Raw genomic sequence first — 21,338 nt, forward strand, 5'->3', positions numbered from 1 at the left:
ATCACAAAAATAAAACTTTTAGTTTAGAAGTTTAACTGTTTATGAGTTTAGTTTTATGATGCATATAAGAGAGATTCAACAAAAAGACAATCAAGCGATTGCGCAAATTGTTCGTGAGGTTTTGATGGAATTAGGTGCTCCAAAAATTGGAACTGCCTATGCGGATCCAAATTTAGATTTTCTGTTTGAAACCTACCAGCTCCCAAAATCGATTTATTTTGTTGTGGAAAATAATGATAAAATAATTGGTGGTGCTGGAATTGCCCAGTTAGAAAATGAAGCCGAAAGCGTTTGTGAATTACAAAAAATGTATTTTTTGCCTGAAGCTCGTGGTTTGGGATTAGGCACACAACTTATGGAGAAATGTTTGCAAAGCGCCATTGATTTTGGTTTTGAAAAATGTTATTTAGAAACAATGCCATATATGGAAAATGCTCAAAAATTGTATAAAAAAGTAGGTTTTGAATATCTTTGTGAACCAATGGGAAATACAGGACATACTAGTTGCCCAGTATGGATGATTAAAGTTTTAAAGACTAAATAAATGGTAGTCAAAGAATATAAAAATCAATTTATTCAAGCACTTTCGCCTTTATATGATAGTGGAGAAATCGAAAGTTTTTTTTATATTATACTGGAATCATTTCATCAAATGAAACGAATCGATTTGGCTTTGAATCCAAACTTCGAGATAGACACTGTGCAAATTTTACAATGGGAAACTGTTTTAGCAGAACTCAAAACACAAAAACCAATTCAATATATATTAGGAGAAACTGAATTTTTTGGTTTGCCTTTTTATGTAAATGAAAACACTTTAATTCCACGTCCTGAAACCGAAGAATTAGTCGAGTGGATTTTGTCAAATAGTCAAATAATCAAATCAACTGGTCAACTCAAGATTCTCGATATTGGAACTGGAAGTGGTTGCATTGCAATTTCATTAGCTAAAAACAGCCCAAATGCTGAGGTGTTTGCTATTGATGTTTCCAGAGAAGCATTGGCAATAGCCAAAAAAAATGCAAAGCAAAATCAAGTTGAAGTCACTTTTATTGAAAAAAATATTTTAGAAGCCGAAAATTTAGAACAACAATTTGATATTATAGTTTCCAATCCGCCTTATGTTCGAAATTTAGAAAAGCAAGAAATCAATAAAAATGTCCTGGAGTACGAACCACATTTGGCGTTGTTTGTGGAAGACAATGATGCGTTGCTTTTTTATAGAAAGATAGCTACTTTGGCTCAAAAAAGTCTATCAAAAAACGGACAATTGTACTTTGAAATCAATCAATATTTGGGAAATGAAACGGTCGAATTATTAGAAAAACTTAATTTCAAAAACGTTGAACTTAAGAAGGATGTTTACGGAAACAATCGAATGATTCATTGTGTGGTCGATACATCTGAAATCAAAAATCGATAATCTATAATCTTAAATCAAAATTTACTCATACCGCAATGCTTCAATAGGATCTAGTTTGGCAGCTTTTAAGGCAGGATAAGAACCAGAAACAACAGCTACTAAAAAGCTAACTATAAATGCGGCTATTATGGCTAACCAAGGAATGGCAAATTCAAATTCAATCAATGTGGCAACAGCATAACCTGATAAAATCCCTATAATAGTGCCGATTATGCCTCCTAATTGTCCTATGATTAATGTTTCCATAAAAAATTGCATTGCAATCGTGTTTTTTGTTGCGCCAAGTGCTTTACGAACACCAATTTCTCGAGTTCTTTCGGTTACAGAAACCAGCATAATATTCATCAAGGCAATCGAAGATCCAAAAATGGTAATTATTCCAATAACCCAAGCAGATAATCCTAGATATTGGGTAATATCCAAAATTTTATTAATCAAGTCATCGCTTCGTGATACTGCAAAATTTATATCTTCAATGGGACTTAGTTTTCGTACTTTTCGCATTTCAATCTCAGCGTTGTCAACCGCTTCATTGAGTAATTCTTTTTTGTCAACCATAACACTCGTCCGATAATTTATGCTCGGCATTGTGAACAGTGTCCGTGCTACTTGAATCGGGATCAGAACTCGTAAATCCTGACTATTCCCAAAAGTGGAACCTTTCTCTTTTAGAATACCAATAACTTTAAATTTAGCCCCACGAACCGAAATTATTTTGTCAATAGGATTCAAATCTTTAAAAAGAATTTTATTAAAATCGGAACCCAAAACACAAACATACGTATTATTTGCAATGTCAAAACCAGTAAAATTTCGACCATTTACCACCTCAAGACCTGAGTTTGGGATAAAATAATCATCAACACCTACTATAGAAACTGAAGGATCCGTTTTGTCTTCTTCGTATTTAACTTGCGAGGTGGTACTTGCTGTAAACGAAATAGAAGTTGACGTGAGTGGATATTTGAAATTCTCTTTAAAAGCTTTGGCTTCTGGATAAGTAATTATAGGGTTGGTTTTCTCCACTTCTCCGTTTCCGTTGCTTCTAGTTAAATTATTGTACTGGTTTATGGTAAACGTATTGGAACCCATAGAAGCAAAATCATTAGAAATAGTATTTTCTAATGCCGAAACGACAGTTAAAATACCAACCAAGGCCCAAATTCCTATAGCAATAATAAGTACAGTTAATATGGTACGCAACAATTGAGCTCTTATGGAACCCAAAGCAATCTTGATATTTTCTTTTAATAATCCAAACATAATCACTATTTGACACGAAATTACAGAAATTGTTACAAGATTTGATGGTTAATTTTATAAATAGGGTAAAAAGTGAGATATTTGCGGTTCAATTTGCGATTTAGGATTTGTGATTTAGAAATTTTCACTAAATCCTAAATGCTAAATCCTAAATCCTAAATCAAATATGAAACCCAGCATACCAAAAGGAACCCGTGATTTTTCGCCAGCGGAAGTAGCAAAACGTCAATATATTATTCAGAAGATAAAGACCAATTTTGAAAAATTTGGATTTCAACCTATTGAAACACCATCATTTGAAAACTCCGAAACCCTGATGGGAAAATATGGAGAAGAAGGAGATCGATTGATATTTAAGATATTGAATAGTGGGGAATATTTAGAAAAATTTAATGATTTTTTATTAAAAATAGTAGAAGAATCATTATTTTATCATAAAGAAAGTATTGTTCATTTTAACAATTTAAATGTTGAGGATGGAATCAAATTAGTTGAAGATGATATAGTAAAATTCACTTCAGATTTTCAAAAAATAATTAACATTAAGAACCTTAATTATTTTGAAGACGAAAAGATATCCATAAATTTAATTGAAGACCTCTATAATTTATTGATAGATTTTATTCATAATCCAGAAAATGGATTGGGAAAAGATAGATTTATTTTGATGGATGAGTTACATTTAAAAGATGTTTCTTTGAAAATTTTTGCTTCTTTTTATTTAAAATTAAAATCAAAATATTTAGCTTCATATATCTCCGAAAAAGCACTTCGTTATGACTTAACTGTTCCATTTGCACGCTATGTGGTGCAACACCAAAACGAAATTGAGTTTCCTTTCAAACGCTACCAAATACAGCCTGTTTGGCGTGCCGATAGACCACAAAAAGGTCGTTTTAGAGAGTTTTTTCAGTGCGATGCAGATGTAGTTGGGTCAACCTCATTGTGGCAAGAAGTGGAATTGGTACAATTGTATGATTCCGTTTTTACCGATTTGGGATTAAACAAGGTAACCATCAAAATTAATAACCGAAAAATATTATCAGGAATAGCCGAAGTAATTGGTGCTTCCGATAAATTAATCGATTTTACAGTAGCACTCGACAAACTCGACAAAATAGGAGAGGACGGCGTGAAAAAAGAAATGATAGAAAAAGGAATTTCTGAAACCGCTATCGAAAAAGTGCAACCTTTATTCCATTTTACAGGTTCTATTGCTGAAAAGATAGAAAAATTAGCCACTTTACTTTCGTCATCCGTTGACGGAATGAAAGGAGTGGAAGAGTTGCAATTTATTTGCGATAACGTCTCCAGTTTAGGGTTGTCATCATCGATTTTAGATTTAGATGTAACCTTAGCTCGTGGTTTAAATTATTATACAGGAGCCATTTTTGAAGTAGCTCCACCTGCGACAGTTTCAATGGGATCTATTGGCGGTGGCGGTCGTTACGATGATTTGACAGGGATTTTTGGACTCAAAAATATGAGTGGTGTTGGTATTTCTTTTGGATTGGATCGAATTTATTTGGTTATTGAAGAATTGAATTTATTTCCAGAAACAGTTACATCAACATCCAAAGCTATTTTCTTAAATTTTGGAAATGAAGAAACCAAATATGCGATGAAAGCCATTTCTAATTTGCGAAAATCAGGTTTGAAAGTTGAATTGTATCCTGACAATGTCAAAATTGGAAAGCAATTTCAATATGCTGACAAACGAGGTATTCCGTTTGCTGTGATTGTAGGTGATGAAGAAATGAAAAATGATCAATTTTCGTTGAAGAATTTAGCTTCTGGCGAACAACAGAAAGTTTCTTTTGAGGAGTTGAAAGAGTTGTTAGCGTAATTTATAAGTCACTTTGATTTTGTTGAGTATTTTAAATTTTTGACAAAAATAATAAATCAAAAATGTATCGAGAAGCATTTAATTATGCCTTCTCGATACAATTTTTAAAGTGGGAGTTGTTGTGTTACTTCATAAGTATAGTAAACTTTAAAAACCACTCGAAGTGACGAAAAGTGAGTGATTTTTTTTAGAATTAAAATATTATGATTTAATTCGTAATTCGTAATTCGTAATTCGTAGTTTTTCATTTACTCCTCGGGTGAAATGTTTCCATAATTTTACTTAAATGTTTTCGATCTACGTGCATATAAATTTCCGTGGTGGTAATGGATTCGTGTCCTAACATTAATTGTATGGAGCGCAAATCAGCACCGTTTTCTAGCAAATGCGTAGCAAACGAATGTCTGAAAGTGTGTGGACTTATGGTTTTATTCAAATCGATTTCTACAGCAAGGTTTTTTATAATTGTGAAAATCATTGCTCTAGTGAGTTGTTTTCCTCGGCGATTTAGGAACAAAGTATCTTCGTGACCCTTCTGAATTTGGAGTAAATTCCGATTGTTATTTTTGTAAAATTCAATATACTTTTGAGTAAAATTACTAATAGGAACAAAACGTTGTTTGTTTCCTTTTCCCGTAATTTTGATGAAGCCTTCGTCAAAAAACAAATCAGATATTTTGAGTGTTGTCAATTCTGAAACCCTCAATCCACAAGCATACAAAGTTTCGAGCATTGCCCGATTGCGTTCGCCTTCATTGGTGGATAAATCGATAGCAGCAATTAGCCTGTCAATGTCCTCAATGTTGAGTGTGTCTGGCAATTTACGTCCTAATCTTGGCGTTTCAATTAGTTCCATAGGATTGTTAGGGCGATAATCTTCAAAAATTAAATAATTAAAAAAACTTTTCAAACCCGAAATAGTTCTAGCTTGAGAACGTGGATTTACCGTTTTAGAAATCTCATAAATGAACTGCTGAACGGTTTCTTCTGTTATTTTTAATGGAGAAATTACGATGTTGTTTTCATCAAGAAAACAGCAAAGCTTCTCAATGTCAAACACATAGTTGTCAATAGAATTTTTTGAAAGACCACGTTCGATTTTTAAATACGATTGGTAATTTTTTATGTAACTGTTCCAGTCCAAAAGTTAAATTTTTAAGGTAAAATAAATTTAATCATATATTTGATAAAAAAAAGCGATGAGAAAGATAATTTTAATTTTTAGTTTAGTGTCTAGTTTTTTTGTTTCTGCTCAAGAATTTAATTTTGGTATCAAAGCAGGAGCTAATTATTCTGATGCATCGGTTGTGAACACCAAAGCGAATTCTATTTTGAGTTACCACTTAGGTATTGTTACAGAATTTAAGTTTTTAAAATTTGGCATTCAACCAGAGCTTCATTATTCTGTTTTAGGAGCTGATTTTGATGGGAATGTTGTTAAATCTAAAGCGAGAGTAGGGTATTTATCGTTACCTGTTTTAGCAAAAATTTATTTTTTTAAAAAGTTGAGTGTTGAAGCTGGTCCTCAGGTATCGTATGCAATGAACGAAGATACGGAAGTCAGCTTAAGCGGAATCAATTTAGGAAATATTCTAGAAGTAAACAACCTTGATTTTGCGTTAGTAGCGGGTTTAGGATTGGATATTACGGATCATTTGTTTGTTCAAGGACGATTTATTTATGGACTAAACGAGGTGACAAAAAACACTAATATTTCTCAAATAGATGCTATTGAAGTTAAAAACAAAGCCTTGCAATTGTCTTTAGGGTACAAGTTTTAATAAAAAAACCTCTCAATTGAGAGGTTTTTCGAGAATATTTTTATGAAATCATTAGAATTTATATACTAAGCCTAAAGTAATGCTTGAAATATCAACACCGAAGTTAACACTACTTAAAGATTTTGCTCCAGGTACATCTTGTTTTTCTGTTTGATAACCTAAAAGTCCAATAGAAGTTTCTAATGCGAAGTTCTTAGAAATAAAATAGCTTACACCAGGCGACAATCCTACATTAAAACCGTTTGCTTTAGTTTCGATAGAAGAAGTTGGTAGAGGATTTATAAAAGTTGTTTTTGATGATAATACATTAAAGTCTAATTCGCCAAAGAATGAGAATTTATTAGCTGGTGTGAAATAATATCTTCCAAAAGCACCTATTGAAGTTTGTGAACGTTTCACAATAGGATTTAAGGCGCCGTTTTCTTCTTTAGTGTTACTAAGACCCAAAGACAAACCTACAACAATATTATTTGACACAAAGTAACCTGCTTTTGGTCTAATATATAATCCTGTAAACTTTTCTTCATCTTGACTTTGACTTACAATTCCAAATCCACCAGATAGCATCACGTTTCCTTTTGAAAACCCATTAGATTCTTCCTCTTGAGCATTTGAAAATCCAAACACAAATACAGCAATTGCTGTTAATAGAACTTTTTTCATTTTATTTTGTTTTAAAAATTTGAGTAAAAGTAGAGGTAAGAAAACGATCGATATAATAAGTATTTGTTAAAGTTAATGCTAAATATTTCTTAAATTGAAATAACTATCACATTGACAGCTGATTGGTTTTAATAAAAAAAACCTCTCGAACGAGAGGCTTTTTAAAAATAATTTGTTGAAAATTAGAAATGCAAAGCAAAACCAACATTCAATTGAAAAATACTTTTAGTTACCTTGTCGTCTAAAGAGTAATTGTATCTTACTCCTGGCTCAATACTTACATTGTCTCCTAGAAATATAGCATACCCACCTTGAATTCCAACATACGAAGGGTCTTTTTGACCAGGTATTTTATCGCTTAGAGAAATGCCATTATAAGATAACTCTACAGGAATTTTATTTATAACATAATATTTAACACCAACTTTATATCCAGTAATACTAAATGTTTCTTTTACTACTCCGCCTAAAAAATTTACGGTCTCTTCGGTTTGAGATCCATAACCCAATCCTACCTTTATTGCTAAATTATCCATTACAAAATAACCTCCTTCTGCTCCAATATTGTAACCAGAAAAGCCATCTGATGAGTAAAAAGAGATTTGCGTACCACCAACTTGTGAGCCAAAATTAGTATTCGCTTCAATCAACCATTTTCCTTTAGCAGTTTGTTCCTGTGCACTAGCTAATCCAAAAGCAAATAAAGCTACTGCAGATAAAATTAATTTTTTCATTTTATTTTGTTTTAAAGTTAATTACTCAAATTTAAGAAAATACTAATACCAATTACACAGGTTAAAAAAAAATGTTATTAAGAATGTTATAAACAATTAGTGATTAAGCAATTAATTCAAATGGGTTGTTTAAAAACCATTAAATTTAGTTACGGATACTACTTTTTTTTGAAAGTAATTAAAAATTCACATTACCCTCAAATTTCTCAATTCATCATTTAAAAAACTTTAAAATACGTATCTTTGATAATCAAAATACTATTTATGAACATCATCATTATCAACGGACCAAATCTTAATTTGTTAGGCAAACGCGAACCAGAAGTGTACGGAAATCAAAATTTTGAGACCTATTTCAAGTCACTTCAAGCAGAATTTCCGAATGTAAATTTGAACTATTATCAAAGTAATGTTGAAGGTGAAATTATTAACAAACTCCAAGAAGTTGGTTTTGATTCTGATGGAATAATCTTAAATGCAGGTGCTTACACGCACACTTCCATAGGAATTGGTGATTGTGTAAAAGCGATAAAAACACCAGTAGTTGAGGTTCATATTTCCAATACTTTTTCTAGAGAAACCTTCAGACATCAGTCATATATTTCGCCAAACGCAAAAGGTGTTATCATAGGTTTTGGTCTGGAAAGCTATCTGTTGGCCTTACAATCTTTTGTTAAATAATTTCCTCCATACAACCATTGCCATTAAGTTTGCGTCTGTATATTAAAAGCCACTTATGAAAAGAGTTATTTTCCTATTATGTATTGTTTTTTCGACAACTTTAATAGCGCAGATTAAAGGACAAGTTACAGATCAAAATAATATTTCAATACCATCAGCTTCTGTTTTAATCGTAAACACCTATAATAATACAACTACAAACGACAAGGGTTTCTACGAACTAAGTCTTGAGAAAACAGGAAAATACAATATCGTTTTTAAATATTTAGGTTATAAGACTAAAATTGTTTCGGTTGATGCCGCTAAGTTCCCATTTGTTCTAAACGTAAAGCTAGAGGAAGAAAATTTCACTTTAAACGAAGTTGTTATTTCTAGCAAAGAAGATCCTGCTTACAAAGTAATTCGCAAAGCTATCAAAAACAGAAAAGAAAATTCTGAAAAAACGGCTCGTTTTAAAGCCGATTTTTATTCTCGTGGGATTTTTAAAATGAAAAATGCCCCAAAAAAAATATTAGGTCAAGAGATTGGTGATCTCGATGGTTCGCTAGATTCTACTGGAACGGGAATTATATACTTGTCAGAAACGGTTTCCAAAATTACGTTTCAAAAACCAGACCAGCTCAAAGAACGCATTATTGCATCTAAAGTCAGTGGTCGTGACAATGGTTTTAGTTTTAATACAGCAATGTCCACAGCCTATGATTTCTATGACAATACCATCGATTTTAATGTCAAAATGATTTCGCCTATCGCTAATAATGCCTTGAATTATTACAAGTACAAACTTGAAAGTACTTTTCAAGACGAAAACAATCAAACTATCAACAAAATTAAGGTAATTCCTCGTCGGGATTCTGAACCCGTTTTTGAAGGTTACATTTATATTGTAGAGGACTCTTGGGCAATATATGCCATTGATTTAGATATAAAAGGGTATAGAATGCATCAAGAATTTTTGGATATATTGAACTTGAAGCAAAATTTCTCTTATAATAAAAGCAAACAAATTTGGTCTAAAAACTCGCAGAATATTGACTTTAATGCGGGTGCCTTTGGTATTAAATTCAATGGAAAATTCTCATACGTGTATAGTAATTATGAATTTACTGAAGTTTTTGAAAAAAACATATTTACCAATGAAATAGTTAGTTTTGAAAATAATTCCAACAAGAAAGATACTTTGTTTTGGAACAAAAGCAGACCAATTCCACTTACAGAAGAAGAAAATACCGATTATATTAAGAAAGATAGTATTTTTAAAAAAAGAAATTCCATTGAATATTTAGATTCTATAGATCGTAAAAACAACAAATTCAAGATCCAGAAATTGCTTTCAGGATATTCATATAAAAATAGTTTCAAAAAAGAAACATTTGCCTACGAAGGTTTGATGAACCTATCCTCCTTAAGTTTTAATACCGTTCAAGGCTGGAATTTTGATTCTGGATTTTCCTATTCTAACGAAAAAGAAGAAGAAATTACTGGAAAAAGAACCAACATTTCTACCAAATTCAATTATGGTTTTGCAGACAAAAGATTGCGTGTTTCAGCCGAATACAAACACCGATTCAACAGTCAAAATTATGCCAATATCATCATTTCAGGCGGAACTAAAGTCAGTCAGATAAACGACAACGAGCCAGTTTCTAAAATAGTCAATTCCATAGCAACGCTTTACTTCAAAGAAAATTATATGAAATTGTACAACAAAGAATTTGTTGGAATTGCCTTTGGACAAAATGTGGCTAACGGAATATATATGAATTCCAAGTTGGAATACGAACAACGAAAACCACTGTTTAACACCACAGATTATGTAACGATAAAACGGGATCGAGACTATTTGTCCAATAATCCATTGCTGCCAAACAATGATGCCATTCCAAGTTTTGAACAACATCATATCACAAAATGGACAGTTGGTGCGAGAATAAATTTTGGCAACAAATACATCACACGTCCAGACGGAAAAATAAATTTGCCAAACGATAAATATCCCACAATCAACATCGGTTTAGAAAATGCTTTTGGATCAAACCGAAACCAATATGATTACCAATTAGTAAATACGAAGTTGTATTACGAACTGCCATTGTCCAACAAAGGAAGTATAAAATTCAATCTAAAAGCAGGTAAATTTTTCAATGCTGACAACATTTCCATTATCGATTACAAGCACTTCAACGGAAACCAGACTTTTATAGGTGGAGACTACATCAATTCTTTTGGATTATTGCCTTATTATACCAATAGTACCAATAAGTCGTACTCTGAAAACCATTTCGAATATGACGACAGCGGGTATATTATGAATAAAATCCCGTTGCTAAATTTGCTAAAAACCAACCTGATTATAGGCTACAAAAACCTGTTTGTTCCCAATACAAAACCCTATTCAGAATTTTCAGTAGGTTTAAATAACTTAGGATTTGGTAAGTTTAAAATTCTGCGATTGGACTACATTCAATCCTATCAAAACGGGATTCGCAACGATGGATTTACAGTGGGTTTGAAATTTTAATTTTATTATTTTGGCGTTCCTTCGGCTGGGCTTTCCGCTTGTATTACTCGCACTTCCTCCGTCAGGCTGTGGGCTACCGCTTTAAATGAAATTCACTGAACTCCTATGAAAACAATAGGATAGTGAAGTAATCCCTAACGCCTGTTAGTGCTTAAAAAACATCATATCCAAACCGAATTAAAGTTCCAATTACAACAATCAAAAAGAAAATTCGAATAAAACCATTTCCTTTTTTGATGGCCGTTTTTGCGCCAAGCCAACCACCAAAAGCATTGCAAAATGCCATAGGAATGGCAATTGCCCATATAATTTTCCCTTTCAGAACAAACAACGTTATGGAACCCAAATTCGAAGCTAAATTCACCATTTTAGCATTCGCAGAAGCGTGCAAAAAATCGAAACCTAGAATAGTGATAAAAGCCACCACGAGAAAACTTCCTGTTCCAGGACCAATAAACCCATCGTAAAACCCAATAATCGAACTAATAAGTATCCCAAGTAATATAATTTTTCTATCAGAAAGCTGCTTTACTTGTTGCAATCCAAAATCTTTTTTCATAAAAGTATAAATAGCAAGCAAAATCAAAATTCCAAAAAGCAGTGGTTTCATAAAATCATTACTAACCAAAGTAAGTAATTCCGAACCTAAAAAAGCAAACCCACAGGAAAAAAAGGCCATAACAGCAAGTAGTTTCCAATTCATTGTTACATTTTTAAGATATTGAAAAGCGGCTACTGAAGTGCCGCTTATTCCTGGAATTTTCAGCGAGCCAGTAATAGACGAAACAGGAAAATTAGGAAGTAAAATGAGTGCAACAGGTGTTTGAATGAGTCCACCACCACCAACAACAGCATCAACAAATCCTGCAAAAAAAGAGGCCATGCACAATAAAATTATAATGTATGTTTCCATATTTTAAAATTCAAAAAACAAATTCAAAAAACAAAATCAAAAAAAAATCCCAATTTGCAAAAGCTATCGGGATTTTTATATCAAAAATCTTATATCTATTTATTCTCTAATGATATTCGCTCCAATAGCTCTCAATCGTTCGTCAATACGTTCGTAGCCACGATCAATTTGTTCAATATTTTGAATCGTACTTGTTCCTTTAGCAGTAAGTGCAGCAATCAAAAGTGAAATTCCAGCTCTAATATCTGGCGAAGACATTGTGGTTGCTTTGAGTTGCGATTCGAAATTATGTCCCATAATCACGGCTCTGTGTGGATCGCACAACATAATTTTTGCACCCATATCAATTAGTTTATCCACAAAAAACAAACGGCTTTCAAACATTTTTTGATGAATCAAAACATCGCCTTTAGCTTGAGTAGCAACAACCAATATAATACTCAATAAATCAGGAGTCAATCCTGGCCAAGGGGCATCGGCAATGGTTAAAATCGAACCGTCAATATCAGTTTTTATTTCATAATTTTCGTGAGTAGGAATGTAAATATCGTCTCCACGTTTTTCTAAAGTAATACCTAGTTTTCTAAAAGTACTAGGAATAACACCTAGATTTTCCCAAGAAACATTCTTGATTGTAATTTCACTTCTAGTCATAGCAGCAAGACCAATCCAAGAACCAATCTCGATCATATCTGGCAAAATTCGATGATCGCAACCACCAAGATTATCAACCCCTTCAATAGTGAGTAAGTTCGAACCCACTCCAGATATTTTAGCTCCCATCGAGTTCAACATCTTACATAATTGTTGTAAATAGGGTTCGCAAGCAGCGTTGTATATGGTTGTAGTGCCTTCAGCTAAAACAGCTGCCATCACAATATTTGCTGTTCCTGTTACCGATGCTTCGTCTAAAAGCATATATGCTCCTTTTAGTTTGCCATCAATTTCAACACCATAAAAATGATCTTCTCTGTTGTATCTGAATTTTGCGCCAAGAATAATAAAACCTTCAAAATGAGTATCTAATCTTCGTCTGCCTATTTTGTCACCACCTGGTTTTGGAATGTATCCTTTTCCGAAACGAGCCAAAAGTGGCCCAACAATCATAATGGAACCACGAAGCGAACCGCCTTCTTTTTTAAAAGCTTCAGTTTCTAGGTAGCCAACATTAACATCATCTGCTTGAAAAGTGATGGATCCAGCACCGTTTTTTTGAATTTTAACTCCTAGATTACCCAATAAAGTAATCAGTTTGTTCACATCAATAATATCAGGAATATTATTGATTGTTACTTTTTCAGGAGTCAAAAGCACAGCACATAATATTTGTAAGGCTTCGTTTTTTGCTCCTTGAGGCGTGATATCGCCTTTTAGACGGATACCGCCTTCTATTTTAAAAACTCCCATTTTTTTGAATTACGAATTACGAATTACGAATTACGAATTACGAATTGCAATTTTTAAAAAATTACGATTCGAATTTCAACTATTTATTTCGGATTATTATTGTTCTTTATAAAAGGTTTTGGTTTGCCATTTTTTATAATTTTTGGTTTACCATTATTGTTGTTTGTGTTGGTTTGTATTTTGTTTGACATACGTTTGTTAGTTCGCATCAAGTCGTTTGAATTCAATAATTCTTCCGTGCTTTGTGTCAAGTTAATTTTACCGCCAGACAATTCGAGCAAATGTTCAAAAATCACAGCATCAGTCACAGTGTCTTTGTTCCAACTCAAATAGGATTTTTTCATATGCGTTGCAATCACTTTGCACAAGGCACTTTTCAGTTCGCCATCTTCCCACTTGTTGGCCACATCGATCATATATTTGATGTTGTTACCATAAAAACGGTATTTAGGGAAATTTTGAGGATAATTCAACGGATCAGGTCTCATTTTAAGAACCTCACGGGACGGAATTGGGTATGGCGAATCCACATCCAATTTAAAATCAGACATAATAAAAATTTGATCCCACAATTTGTGTTGAAAATCTGGCACATCACGCAAGTGTGGATTCAAATTCCCCATTACTGAGATAATGTATTTTGCCGCTTTATTGCGCTCTGTTTTATCTTCGATAGCAGTAGCTTGATCAATTAAAACGTGCAAATAACGACCGTATTCTGGAATAATAAGTGGTTTTCTTTCAGAATTGTATTCCAAATGCTGGACTACATCGTTAGCGATTTCTTTGATATATTTTGTGTTCATATGCTATAGCGAAACAATACCCTCTATGGTACTAACTTCTTGGTATTTATCGATTATTTCTTGAGCATTTTTCATAGTCACATCCACTGATATACTAGTGAATTTTCCAGTTTTAGATTTTGTAGTTTTTATCACAGCTCCCATACAATTGAAAGCATTTTCTACACGTTCCACGTTGTCATTAACGCTAGGAACTATGAATTTAAACAAGTATTCTGCTGGCCAAGTGTTGCTATTGTCGAGTTCTACTTTTAGTCTTTCGTAAAAATCTTCGGTCTTCTTATCCATTCTTAAATTAAAATAAAAGCAAATATACGTTTTTGATTTTAGATTTTCAGAATTTACATTTCAGAATTTACAAAAGTATCCCAATTCCATTTTTTTTGAAGCTATTCCTGCTGTTCGTTTCAAGAAATCCCTCAAAAGTTGTTTTTTCTAATACCTTTCCAAGAGCTTCCTTTGGTCGCTTTGGAAAGTCAAGAAAAAATCACCTTTTATCCTGATTTCTTTTCACTGCCATCAGGGCTAGGCAATCCGCAAACAAAAACACAACTCTTTTCCAGAATTCTAAAACCGCAATATCTAGTATTTTATATTCCAAACCATTATTATCCGACAAAACCATTAGAAAACAATAGAACTTTTAGTTTAACACTGCTTTACTAATAGGTCGCTCCTATGGAGCTTACTTAATTAAAATTCAATCTTTCTATAAACAGCAAGTCCAAATGGAACTAAAATAGCTCTGTTAGGAGTGAAATCTTTGTAGCAGAAACAAATATTTTGAGTTGTATTTTAGCTCCAGAGGATATGAGATTTTTTTATCAAACAATAATGATTTCAAACCCATATACTTAAATAATTATTCCCTATTTACAAATGTTTCCAAATTCCAATAACTTTAAGTATTTTTGCTTTTTTAAAATTTAAAAAGTGGCTAAAGAAATTGTAGTAATCATAGGTGGACCAGGAACAGGGAAAAGCACAATTATAGATGGTTTGGTTGCTAAAGGATATAGTTGTTATCCTGAAATTTCACGCCAAGTTACACTAGAAGCACAAGAGAATGGAATAGATCAATTGTTTCTAGAAAAACCACTTCTTTTTAGTGAATTGCTTCTTGAAGGTAGAATAAAGCAATATCAAGATGCGCAAAATGAACTTCAAGAGATTGTTTTCATTGATCGTGGTATTCCAGATGTATTAGCCTATATGCATTATATTGGCGATAGTTATCCTGAATTTTTTGACAAAGCGTGTCACAATTATAAATACACCAAAATATTTATGTTGCCACCTTGGCGAGAAATATATATATCTGACAATGAACGATATGAAAATTACGAACAAGCTAAAGAAATATACAAACATCTGGTTGAAACCTATCAAAAATACAATTACAATCTAATAGAGGTGCCTAAAGATACTGTTGATAATAGAATTCTTTTTATATTAGATCAAATTTAATTTTAAGTTCCGAGTTTCTTAGCTTTTATTTGTCACTTTTATCAGTATTAAAATGCAAAAAGCATTACAAATTCTTCAAAAATACTGGCATTACGACACTTTTAGACCTGTTCAAGAAGACATAATTGAATCGGTTTTAAGTGGCAACGATACCTTTGGATTGCTACCTACTGGTGGAGGAAAATCGTTGTGTTTTCAAGTGCCAACAATGGTCAATGATGGGTTGTGTTTGGTCATATCGCCACTTGTTGCTTTGATGAAAGATCAGATTAACCAACTGCAATCCAGAGACATAAAAGCCATTGCGCTTACAGGAGGAATAAAATCAGACGAGTTAATCGATTTGCTAGACAATTGCCAGTTTGGGAACTATAAATTCTTGTATTTATCACCAGAAAGACTAGAGCAAGATTGGGTTTTAGACCGAATAAAAGCCTTGCCTATAACCCTAATTGCTATTGACGAAGCACATTGTGTCTCACAATGGGGACACGATTTTCGACCAGCCTATCTGAAAATAAAAAACCTAAAAACACATTTCAAATCTATTCCATTTGTGGCTTTGACCGCATCGGCAACACCAGAAGTCAAAGTCGATATTATTAAATTACTAGGACTTGAATCGTCAAAAATTTTCCAGCAATCGTTTGCTCGAAATAATTTAGGATACTTCATCATTCCATCAGAAGATAAATTGTATAAAGTAAATCAAATTTTACAAAAAAATCCAGAACCCGCCATAATCTATGTTCGTAACCGAAAAAGTTGCCACGAAGTGGCTACGCAATTGCAAGTTTTGGGACACAAAACTACTTTTTATCACGGTGGTTTGCCTATCAAAGAGAAAGAAGCCAATATGACGGCTTGGATGAAGGAAGAAAAACCTGTGATGATTGCTACCAGTGCTTTCGGAATGGGAATTGACAAACCAAACGTTAAAACCGTTATACACATTAATTTGCCTGAAAACCTCGAAAGTTATTACCAAGAAGCTGGTAGAGCAGGGCGAAACGGCGAAAAAGCTTTTGCCATTTTAATAAGCGCACCATCTGATGTTTTACAAGCAGAAGGACAGTTTTTAGCCGTGTTGCCAGATACAATTTTCTTAAAAGAGGTGTATAAAAAATTATGTAACTATTTTAAAGTGGCTTATGGAGAGGGCATCAACGAAGAATTCGATTTCAGTATCAATCAATTTTGCAATTATTACAAACTTCCTGTTGTTAAAGTTTTTAATGGACTTCAATTTTTGGACAGACAAAGTATAATCTCAATAACTTCGGTATTTTCTGAAAAAGCGCAAGTGCAATTTATTATTGAGTCCAAAGAAGTAATCCGATATATGAGTCTTAATCCAGATGACGAGCCTATAATTTCAAATATTTTAAGAACCTATTCAGGTATTTTTGAGTTGCAAACTAACATCAATACGATTTTTATTGCTAAAAAATCCAATACAACAGAAGCGAATGTTTTACATTTACTTCAAAAATTAAAAGAACGAAACATTGTCGATTATTTCTCGACTCAAAACGAATCAAAAATTACATTTTTGGAAGTTCGAGAAGATGATAGAACCATAAATCGTGTTTCTAAATATCTTGAAAAGCAAAATCTAGTAAAAAAAAGTCAGTTGGATTCTGTTGTGAGTTATATTTCTGATACCAAACAATGCAAAAGCAAATTATTACTCTTGTATTTTGGGGAAAGTATCCAAACCAATTGTGGTGTTTGCTCTTACTGTGTTGGTAAAAATAAAAAAGCAATAAATTCGGAAGAAATCAGAATAAAAATAATCAAAGAATTATCAAAATCCGATTTAACTTCTCGCGCATTAGAAGAAATTCTGCAAATAGAAGCTTCTGAAATATTAAAATCCTTAAAGCAATTATTAGAAATCGACAAGATTTCAATTAATTCAAAAAATCAATTTACACTTATATAAATGAAAGATTTACGAATCGTTTTTATGGGAACTCCAGAATTTGCAGTAGGAATTCTAGACGCCATAATCAAAGAGAACAAGCATAATATAGTAGGAGTAATTACAGCAGCGGATAAACCTGCAGGTCGTGGACAGAAAATTAAATATTCTGCCGTCAAAGAATATGCTTTAGAAAATAACCTTCACTTGTTACAACCCACTAACCTAAAATCAGAAGAATTTTTATCCGAGCTACAAACGCTAAATGCCAATTTGCAAATTGTAGTAGCATTTAGAATGCTTCCAAAAGTAGTATGGGAAATGCCAGAATTGGGCACGTTTAATTTGCACGCATCGCTGCTGCCTAATTACCGTGGAGCAGCACCAATAAATTGGGCAATTATTAATGGAGAAACAAAAACTGGCGTCACCACTTTTTTTATAGATGATAAAATCGACACAGGAGCAATGATTTTAAGTAAAGAAATTGCTATTTCTGAAACCGATTCCGCTGGCGAGTTGCACAATGCACTTATGAGTCTAGGTTGCGATGCAGTCCTCGAAACACTAGGCATAATTTCAAAGGGGAATGTAAGAACTATAATTCAACACGAAACCAGCGATACTAAAACCGCCTACAAATTAGACAGGCACAATTGTAAAATTGATTTCACCAAAAACGTAACCGAGATCTATAACTTAATTCGCGGTTTAAGTCCTTATCCAGCCGCTTGGTGTGATTTTAAAGATGTTGAACAACAATGGAGTGTTAAAATATATGATATAACAATGGAAATTTTGCCTCACGATGAACCCATAGGTAAACTAATCACGACTAAAAAAGAAATGAAAATTTCCGTTTTAGGAGGTTTTATACATATTAACGCACTTCAATTTCCAGGAAAAAAGAAAATGATGACCTATGAATTACTCAATGGAATTGGTTTTTCCGAAAATGCTATAGCTTTATAAGTCAATGATTGTGGTAGTTCAACGGGTTTTTTAGTCTAAAATAGATTGGTTTTTAAACAAAACGTTAAAGTTATTAACAAAATCAACAAAAAAATGCCCGAACTGTTGCGTGATAAGGAAATCCTACTAAATTTGTACAACGTTGAAAATTTATTAACCAAAACAATTAATACAATTATTATGAACAAATCAGATTTAATCGATGCTATCGCTGCTGACGCAGGAATTACAAAAGCTGCTGCAAAATTAGCTTTAGAGTCATTTTTAGGAAATGTTGAAGGAACCTTGCAAAAAGGTGGAAGAGTTTCTCTTGTAGGTTTTGGATCTTGGTCAGTTACTAACAGAGCTGCAAGAGACGGAAGAAACCCACAAACTGGAAAAACTATCAAAATTGCTGCAAAAAATGTAGTGAAATTCAAAGCTGGTGCAGATTTAGAAGGATCAGTAAACAAATAGTATTGAAGCATGCAAAAATTAAAGCCACACAATGTGTGGCTTTTTTTATGCGTTTTTGTGTTTTTTATCAGTTTTATTTGGATTGTAATTATTTTTTTTGTTAAATTTAAACAAATTATAAATTTTATGATTGCAATAAAACCAAAAAAAGGGAATTTGTTAGTAGCAGAACCTTCTATTACAGGTGATTTGTCCTTTAATAGATCGGTTGTTTTATTAGCAGATCATAATAAGGACGGATCTGTAGGGTTTATCTTAAACAAGCCTTTAGGTTATACCATAGAAGATTTAATGCCTGATATCAAAGCTAATTTTAAAATTTATAACGGCGGTCCAATCGAACAAGACAACTTATATTTTATTCATAATATCCCACAACATATACCCAATAGTATTGAAATTGCTGAAGGCATTTATTGGGGAGGCTGTTTTGATTCAACCCGAGATTTAATAAATGAGGGTAAGATAAGTCAAAATAATATTCGTTTTTTTCTTGGTTATTCAGGTTGGGATGCAGAGCAATTGCAAGATGAGTTAGATTCTAATTCATGGATAATTTCTGAAAATGGACTTCAAAATAAAATAATTGGTAAATCTGCAACCGATTTCTGGAGAGAAAAAATAATGGAACAAGGTGGCGACTATCTTATCTGGTCCAATGCGCCAGAAAATCCAATGTATAATTAATTCAATCTTAATTTTGCATTCAATTTATTAAGTAAATCGTTTGATAAATTACTTTCAAACTCTTTTTTTCTATATTTTGTTATGGGTTGAATTCCTTTTATAATATTTGTAATGAATAATTCATCTGCTTTTTGCAAATCAAAAGGCGAAATCGAAGCTTCCTCAAATGATAGTGTTTCGGTGTTTTTAGCCAAGGCTACAATTTGTTTTCTCATAATTCCGTTTAAACAACCATCAGATAAAGGTGGAGTGCTTAAAATTCCATCTTTTAGCATAAAAATATTTCCATTTAATGCTTCTACTACATTTTTCTCTTCATTTAAAAGCAAACAGTTGTCTAAATCATTTTCTTTTGCATAAATGCTTCCAGTAATATTTATGATTCTGTTAGTGGTTTTTAAAGTTGAAATTAATTGTTTCGAAATATAAAAATCTTTGTATAAATCGACTTCATAGCTATTTTTTTCAATTGTATAAATTGAATTTTCTAGCTTTGATATGCTGATTTCATAAGAAATGGTATTCTTTTCAGGCAGATAATATCCTGTTGCATCTCTGTAAACAGTAATTCTTGCTCTAGCACTAATTGAGGTATTTTCTTTTTGAGCATATCCTAATATTTCATCCTCAAAAAATTCCATTGTAAAATTCATAGGAATTTCCATTCTCAAAATTCGCATAGAAGCCATTAATCGAAAGTAGTGATCCTCAACAAATAAAATTTTATTATCAATAATTTTAACTGTTTCAAAAACGGCATCTCCATATAGAAACCCACGATTGTTTTGTAACGAATTTGTATTTTGCATAAAAAAAGCCCTGAAATTTTCAAGGCAAATATAAGGGTAATAAATTTAAATTATACAGAACCAATCACGTGTTTTAAATCAGATACTTGGTTTTCCCATAATAATTTAGATTCTTCAATATCATCTTCCTCTGCGTAATCTACAACCATTAGTGATACGTCTTTTGTTATTTCATCTACAAGAATTCTCATCTCAAAATAATATTCGGTGTCCTTGTTGTCTTCGTCCATCCATTTGAATTTTATTTTTTCGCCAGATTTTTTAGAATACAACCTTGCTTTTTCTTGCGAATCGTTCCATATAAAGGTGTAAAATTCACCTCGAGAGTTCACGTTATCGGCAAACCATTCTTGAAGCCCTGAAGGGGTCGAAATGTACTGATACAAAAGCTGTGGTGAGGAGTTTATCGGAAATTCTAGTTCGTAACGTACTTTGTGATCCATTTTAACAATTTTTTTGGAAATATATACATTTAAAGTTTTAAAAAAAAATATTTTTAATAATTATATTTTTTCAAAATATATTTGCAACCTCTAAATATAATACTATATTTGCACCCGCATTGAGAAATGTAATAACCGAAACAAAATGGCGAGGTAGCTCAGTCGGTTAGAGCGCAGGATTCATAACCCTGAGGTCGGGAGTTCAAATCTCCCTCTCGCTACAAAACCCTAATTACTTAACAATAGTAATTAGGGTTTTTTTATTAAAATCTTTTATTTTAAAATCCACACACAATTAAATGGCTCATTTTCTTTCAGATAAAAGCCTAATTTACCTTTTTAGGGTTTATTTTAAGATTAAAAAAATGGTTTACCAATTTTATGTAATACTCTTTTTGGTCCTTCTGTTGTATTAAGTTGGAATTAATTTAAATGAATGTTTCAACTTAAAATTATATTTCTTGTTTTTTGCATTTTTTTATGAAGATTTTATTCAAAAAAAATACCACTTGAGAAAGTGGTATTTAAAAATAAATTTTTAG

The 21,338-nt window shown here is 32.4% G+C and carries 22 protein-coding genes and 1 tRNA gene; 13 read left to right on the forward strand and 10 right to left on the reverse strand.

The features are described from left to right. Positions 1-55: 55 nt before the first annotated feature. Both RMO70_RS10235 and prmC read left to right on the forward strand, forming a co-directional pair. Complete coding sequence (locus RMO70_RS10235; protein WP_310556341.1) at positions 56-544, forward strand: GNAT family N-acetyltransferase; 489 nt, start codon at positions 56-58, stop codon at positions 542-544. Beyond that, positions 545-1,423, forward strand: coding sequence for a peptide chain release factor N(5)-glutamine methyltransferase (gene prmC / locus RMO70_RS10240; RefSeq protein ID WP_310556342.1), 879 nt, complete (start codon positions 545-547; stop codon positions 1,421-1,423). A gap of 21 nt (positions 1,424-1,444) precedes the next feature. On the opposite strand, the gene RMO70_RS10245 is transcribed toward prmC, so the two are convergent. Beyond that, a complete protein-coding gene (locus tag RMO70_RS10245; protein ID WP_310556343.1) occupies positions 1,445-2,686 on the reverse strand; it encodes an ABC transporter permease in 1,242 nt (413 codons plus the stop codon). A 166-nt stretch (positions 2,687-2,852) separates the two neighbouring features. Here RMO70_RS10245 and hisS point away from each other — a divergent pair, with 166 nt between their 5' ends. Further along, the gene (gene hisS, locus RMO70_RS10250; protein WP_310556344.1) at positions 2,853-4,532 is read left to right on the forward strand and encodes a histidine--tRNA ligase; all 1,680 of its coding nucleotides are present in this window, start codon (positions 2,853-2,855) and stop codon (positions 4,530-4,532) included. Positions 4,533-4,776: 244 nt separating this feature from the next. Here hisS and xerD read toward each other — a convergent pair whose 3' ends face one another. Then, a complete protein-coding gene (xerD, locus tag RMO70_RS10255; RefSeq protein WP_310556345.1) occupies positions 4,777-5,676 on the reverse strand; it encodes a site-specific tyrosine recombinase XerD in 900 nt (299 codons plus the stop codon). A 55-nt stretch (positions 5,677-5,731) separates the two neighbouring features. Between xerD and RMO70_RS10260 the strand changes: the two genes are divergently transcribed. After that, positions 5,732-6,313: a porin family protein gene (locus tag RMO70_RS10260; protein WP_310556346.1), complete on the forward strand. Its 582-nt coding sequence runs from the start codon at positions 5,732-5,734 to the stop codon at positions 6,311-6,313. 51 nt (positions 6,314-6,364) lie between these two features. On the opposite strand, the gene RMO70_RS10265 is transcribed toward RMO70_RS10260, so the two are convergent. Both RMO70_RS10265 and RMO70_RS10270 read right to left on the reverse strand, forming a co-directional pair. Further along, positions 6,365-6,976: an outer membrane beta-barrel protein gene (locus tag RMO70_RS10265; RefSeq protein ID WP_310556347.1), complete on the reverse strand. Its 612-nt coding sequence runs from the start codon at positions 6,974-6,976 to the stop codon at positions 6,365-6,367. A gap of 182 nt (positions 6,977-7,158) precedes the next feature. After that, positions 7,159-7,710, reverse strand: a complete 552-nt coding sequence (locus RMO70_RS10270; RefSeq protein WP_310556348.1) for a hypothetical protein — start codon at positions 7,708-7,710, stop codon at positions 7,159-7,161. 264 nt (positions 7,711-7,974) lie between these two features. Here RMO70_RS10270 and RMO70_RS10275 point away from each other — a divergent pair, with 264 nt between their 5' ends. Next, complete coding sequence (locus RMO70_RS10275) at positions 7,975-8,391, forward strand: type II 3-dehydroquinate dehydratase (protein WP_310556349.1); 417 nt, start codon at positions 7,975-7,977, stop codon at positions 8,389-8,391. Between the two features lie 55 nt (positions 8,392-8,446). After that, positions 8,447-10,912 (forward strand): DUF5686 family protein, encoded by a 2,466-nt coding sequence (locus RMO70_RS10280; RefSeq protein WP_310556350.1) that lies wholly within the window; start codon positions 8,447-8,449, stop codon positions 10,910-10,912. 151 nt (positions 10,913-11,063) lie between these two features. Here the strand turns inward: RMO70_RS10280 and RMO70_RS10285 are convergent, their stop codons facing one another. The 4 genes from RMO70_RS10285 to RMO70_RS10300 all read right to left on the reverse strand — a co-directional run bounded on the left by RMO70_RS10285 (position 11,064) and on the right by RMO70_RS10300 (position 14,326). After that, positions 11,064-11,825 carry a TSUP family transporter gene (locus RMO70_RS10285; protein ID WP_310556351.1) on the reverse strand — a complete coding sequence of 254 codons (762 nt, stop codon included), beginning with the start codon at positions 11,823-11,825 and terminating at the stop codon, positions 11,064-11,066. A gap of 99 nt (positions 11,826-11,924) precedes the next feature. Further along, a complete protein-coding gene (gene murA, locus RMO70_RS10290) occupies positions 11,925-13,232 on the reverse strand; it encodes a UDP-N-acetylglucosamine 1-carboxyvinyltransferase (protein ID WP_310556352.1) in 1,308 nt (435 codons plus the stop codon). An 83-nt stretch (positions 13,233-13,315) separates the two neighbouring features. Then, positions 13,316-14,038, reverse strand: coding sequence for a DUF4290 domain-containing protein (locus RMO70_RS10295; RefSeq protein WP_310556353.1), 723 nt, complete (start codon positions 14,036-14,038; stop codon positions 13,316-13,318). A 3-nt stretch (positions 14,039-14,041) separates the two neighbouring features. Then, positions 14,042-14,326 carry a DUF493 family protein gene (locus tag RMO70_RS10300; protein WP_310556354.1) on the reverse strand — a complete coding sequence of 95 codons (285 nt, stop codon included), beginning with the start codon at positions 14,324-14,326 and terminating at the stop codon, positions 14,042-14,044. Between the two features lie 138 nt (positions 14,327-14,464). Between RMO70_RS10300 and RMO70_RS10305 the strand changes: the two genes are divergently transcribed. The 6 genes from RMO70_RS10305 to RMO70_RS10330 all read left to right on the forward strand — a co-directional run bounded on the left by RMO70_RS10305 (position 14,465) and on the right by RMO70_RS10330 (position 19,544). Further along, a complete protein-coding gene (locus tag RMO70_RS10305) occupies positions 14,465-14,704 on the forward strand; it encodes a hypothetical protein (protein ID WP_310556355.1) in 240 nt (79 codons plus the stop codon). Positions 14,705-14,971: 267 nt separating this feature from the next. Then, positions 14,972-15,505 (forward strand): ATP-binding protein, encoded by a 534-nt coding sequence (locus RMO70_RS10310; RefSeq protein WP_310556356.1) that lies wholly within the window; start codon positions 14,972-14,974, stop codon positions 15,503-15,505. 52 nt (positions 15,506-15,557) lie between these two features. After that, complete coding sequence (locus tag RMO70_RS10315; RefSeq protein ID WP_310556357.1) at positions 15,558-17,450, forward strand: RecQ family ATP-dependent DNA helicase; 1,893 nt, start codon at positions 15,558-15,560, stop codon at positions 17,448-17,450. Then, a complete protein-coding gene (gene fmt / locus RMO70_RS10320; RefSeq protein ID WP_310556358.1) occupies positions 17,451-18,401 on the forward strand; it encodes a methionyl-tRNA formyltransferase in 951 nt (316 codons plus the stop codon). It abuts the gene before it with no gap. Positions 18,402-18,494: 93 nt separating this feature from the next. After that, positions 18,495-18,857: an HU family DNA-binding protein gene (locus RMO70_RS10325; RefSeq protein WP_310556359.1), complete on the forward strand. Its 363-nt coding sequence runs from the start codon at positions 18,495-18,497 to the stop codon at positions 18,855-18,857. A 126-nt stretch (positions 18,858-18,983) separates the two neighbouring features. Further along, on the forward strand, positions 18,984-19,544 hold the full coding sequence (locus RMO70_RS10330) for a YqgE/AlgH family protein (RefSeq protein WP_310556360.1): 561 nt from the start codon (positions 18,984-18,986) through the stop codon (positions 19,542-19,544). On the opposite strand, the gene RMO70_RS10335 is transcribed toward RMO70_RS10330, so the two are convergent. Together RMO70_RS10335 and RMO70_RS10340 are read right to left on the reverse strand one after the other, a co-directional pair. Beyond that, on the reverse strand, positions 19,541-20,353 hold the full coding sequence (locus tag RMO70_RS10335) for an aminotransferase class IV (RefSeq protein ID WP_310556361.1): 813 nt from the start codon (positions 20,351-20,353) through the stop codon (positions 19,541-19,543). The genes RMO70_RS10330 and RMO70_RS10335 overlap by 4 nt on opposite strands. A 50-nt stretch (positions 20,354-20,403) precedes the next feature. Beyond that, positions 20,404-20,796, reverse strand: a complete 393-nt coding sequence (locus RMO70_RS10340) for an START-like domain-containing protein (RefSeq protein ID WP_310556362.1) — start codon at positions 20,794-20,796, stop codon at positions 20,404-20,406. A 147-nt stretch (positions 20,797-20,943) separates the two neighbouring features. Here RMO70_RS10340 and RMO70_RS10345 point away from each other — a divergent pair. Then, a tRNA-Met gene (locus RMO70_RS10345) sits at positions 20,944-21,017 on the forward strand. The last annotated feature ends 321 nt before the right edge of the window (positions 21,018-21,338 follow it).

This window comes from Flavobacterium sp. (genome assembly GCF_031422135.1).
Lineage (GTDB): Bacteria > Bacteroidota > Bacteroidia > Flavobacteriales > Flavobacteriaceae > Flavobacterium.